Origin of the sequence: uncultured Brachyspira sp., from assembly GCF_949287625.1 — a bacterium.
Taxonomy (GTDB): Bacteria; Spirochaetota; Brachyspiria; order Brachyspirales; family Brachyspiraceae; genus Brachyspira.
The window spans coordinates 1-3,558 of the sequence record NZ_CASEGO010000170.1 but is presented as its reverse complement, the minus strand read 5'-3'; the positions used below and the strand labels follow the sequence as shown (position 1 = coordinate 3,558).

2 protein-coding genes are annotated in these 3,558 nt (G+C 24.4%); both read right to left on the bottom strand.

The window, feature by feature from the left end:
- Positions 1 to 374 precede the first annotated feature (374 nt).
- A complete protein-coding gene (locus Q1X91_RS15150; protein WP_300759381.1) occupies positions 375 to 1,268 on the bottom strand; it encodes a metallophosphoesterase in 894 nt (297 codons plus the stop codon).
- Between the two features lie 28 nt (positions 1,269 to 1,296).
- Positions 1,297 to 3,357, bottom strand: a complete 2,061-nt coding sequence (locus Q1X91_RS15145) for a hypothetical protein (RefSeq protein ID WP_300759379.1) — start codon at positions 3,355 to 3,357, stop codon at positions 1,297 to 1,299.
- Positions 3,358 to 3,558 lie beyond the last annotated feature (201 nt).

Sequence of the window (3,558 nt, the reverse complement as noted above, 5' to 3'; positions counted from 1 at the left end):
GTGCGGCAAAAAAGTTGATAATTCTATATAATGTACATCAGTTGACAAAATGAAATCGTTCCAGTATATACTGAAAATTTTTAAGTTTGTCAATTTTTTTATTCAACTTTTTCCCACCGCACACCATACTTAACAGTACTTCCTTCGGTCGCAGTCGTACTTCGTCAAAGAACCTTATATCCTCGACAAGCTCGGATACGCTTCGCGAAAGTGCAAATAAAAAATAACACTAAATAGTACTAATTATGTTTTATATGTAGGATAAATTGCTAAATTTAGCCTTTCGCTAGACTTAGTCGGCACGACTGTGAAGCCCTGCAAATATTTTAAATTTAAAAAATTAATTTTAACAAATTGTAATTATATATATTAAATCACTTTCTCTTTAAATTTATTATAACAACTTCAGGATATGCTAATAATCTAAAAGGCATAAGTACTGCACCTATTCCAGAGGTTACATATACTTTCATCTTTCCATAATTCATAATGCCGTAAATTACTGGAAAATGAGGATATTCCTTATTTTTATTTAAGCCTTCCCAAACCCACATAGGAAGAAAACTTATTTGAAGCCCATGAGTATGACCTGATAAAAATAAATCTATAACTTCTGTATATCCTCTATCTTTGGCTCTTTTTAAAGGGATATTTGGTTCATGGGATAATAATATATGAAAATCATTTGACTTAACATTTTTAGTTGCCGCTTCAAAATCAACATTATCAGTTAAAAAATCTCCAACACCTCCTATAGATATATATTCCCCCATTTCGTTTGTTATAAATAAAATATTATTATCCATAACTTTAAATCCGTTTGAATATAGAGCATTTGAAACATCAGAAGTACTTTCCCAATTATCATGATTACCTAATACAGCATAATTTCCGTATTTTGCTTCCAAGCCCTTTATGCCATTAGCAAATTTCTTTGTGTTTTCTTCATCATAATGACTAAACTTATGAGGGGCACTATAAATATAATCGCCTGCAAATAGTATTATATCAGGGTTTTCATTAGTTATCAAAGCAGACATATTTTTTATATGGCTCTCTGGTATATAAAGCCCCGCATGCATATCAGCGGCAAAAGCAATTTTTGTATTATCAAAACTTTCAGGCAAATCCTCAAACTCTAATGTAATATATCTTACTCTCAAAGAATGTGCTGTTTTATACATATACAAAGTTATACAAGTAAATAATACTATAACAATTAAAAATATTATTTTATTTCTCTTTGATATTTTTTTAAAAAACTTCATTTTTAATCCTTTTCAATCATTACATTCATTATATATTATTATAATTAGATACCAAAATAGATAATATGAATGACAATACAACTATAGATATACTAAATAATAAAAATTTAAAACTAAAAGGAAAAAGTATAAATACAATTAACACTGATATTATAATAGAAGTTAGTAGAGATACTAAATATAATATATTTAATAGTACCTTTTTATACCACCCCATTATAAACTTTGATAAGCGTCTGTGAAAAATAGATAGTATTGATGAAGATAGTAAAGATAAAGTAAATGCTAAAGATATTATAAATAAAATAATTACATTTTTATCTAGGACATTATGTTCTGTATAATACTCTTCGCTTGCAGATACAGCCCTCAAATTATTACTATTTACAAAATCACTTTTATCTAAAAGAGAATATATATTATCATTATCAGAAAAAACTATTATACTTTCATTATATGGAGATTTATCGCCTTCTTTTAAATATATAAAACTATTCATAGCAGTAATATCTCCTATAATATCATAATTTCTATCTTTCAAATCATATATACCGCTCACATAAAAATATCCTGTTTCAAGCCAGCCTCTTGAAGCTTTTGCTATTAATGACAAAGCATCTCCTATTTTTAAGTTTAAATAATTAGCCAAATCTTTACCTATAATGATTTCTCTTTTAGGACTTTCAAATATCTCTCCTTCTATTATAATATTAGATACGCTAAGTCCGCTTTCTAATATATTTTTTTCATAAGTATATACTCTTGAAGCTATACTTCCAGTTCTTATAACTACACCAACTGGAAAATTAACCGCTCTTTCAATTTCTGCATATCTGTCATATGATTCTATTTCTCTATAGAGCATATTATATATATTATCATCTATAGAGCCTTTAAATAAAAATGTATTTTCTGAAGTATTATACTTTACTATCCTCACTATGCTTTCTAATTTTTTATTATTAGAAATATCATCTGTAAATGAAACAAATGACAAGTATAACAATATCAAAACTAGTGCATAAGTAAATGATAAAGCTATTACAATAAGTAAATTCTTATTTTTATTATAATTTTCTTCTTTTATTATAAATAGATTCTCTAAAATATTGTATTTCAAATTAGCAGATAAAACTGATAGTATATTTACAGCAAGCATGCAGCCATATATATAATTAAATATAAAGTCTGTTTTATAATATAGTTTGACAATAATAAAATATATAATAAATGATATTATAAAACCAATAAAAGAAAATAATACTTTGCTTTTTAATAAGATTTTATATTTTCGTACCGTATATGAATTAATAAATAAAAATACTGAAAACAATACAAATAAATAAACTAATAATATATAAATATTAATTATTTTATTATCTTCATTGATATTATAATTTTCTCCTAAAATATCATTTTTTGAATAAAGAGAAAAATCATCACCGAAAATCATTTTCACATCATCATCATAATTATTTAAATCTCTAATATTTTTTTTAACATAAACTTCAGTTGCAGTATCTTTCATTACTATAAAATTATTTAAATTATCAATATCTATTAGAGCATAGTTATAATCTAGTTTTTCTGATACTTCTATAATAGTATATTCCTCAGCATTATAATGACCTGTTTTTGTAATGAGTTTTAATATAACAGTATCGTTAGTATTGAGATCTAAAACAGAAGCTATTGATTTACTTATTATTATAGAATTACTTGAATCAAAATTTTCTACTGTCTCATTTTTTAATATATTGAAAACTTCATTATCATTTTTTATATCAATACCGTTTATAACAATCTCTTCTTCTCCTATGTATGATATAAGACTAGCACGATATTTTAGTCTTGCAGTTATAGGAGTTGATTTAAATACTTCTTTTAATTTATTAACCTTATCTTTATAATCATATATATAGTACTCATCTAAGGCATAGTCTCTTGAGTTTTTATAATTTGTATTCATTATATTAATATAGCTTAAAGATGTATCAGTATCTTTATTAATAGAATAATTTATAGTTAAAAATGCTGTTAAAGTTATTATTATAGATACTATTAATGTTAATATATTACTCTTTATCATAATTTACCTATTATCCAATACAAAAATTATTTAATTTTTATGATTATATCTTAATAAGCATTTTTGTAAATAGTAAATATTATTTTTTGATAATAACAATATTTTGCATGGGTGCCATACATATTGCATTTAAGTATTCCTTATCTTTTTGAAGTATAACATAGGTGTATCATAATTTAAAGCTGAATGTATTCGTTTATG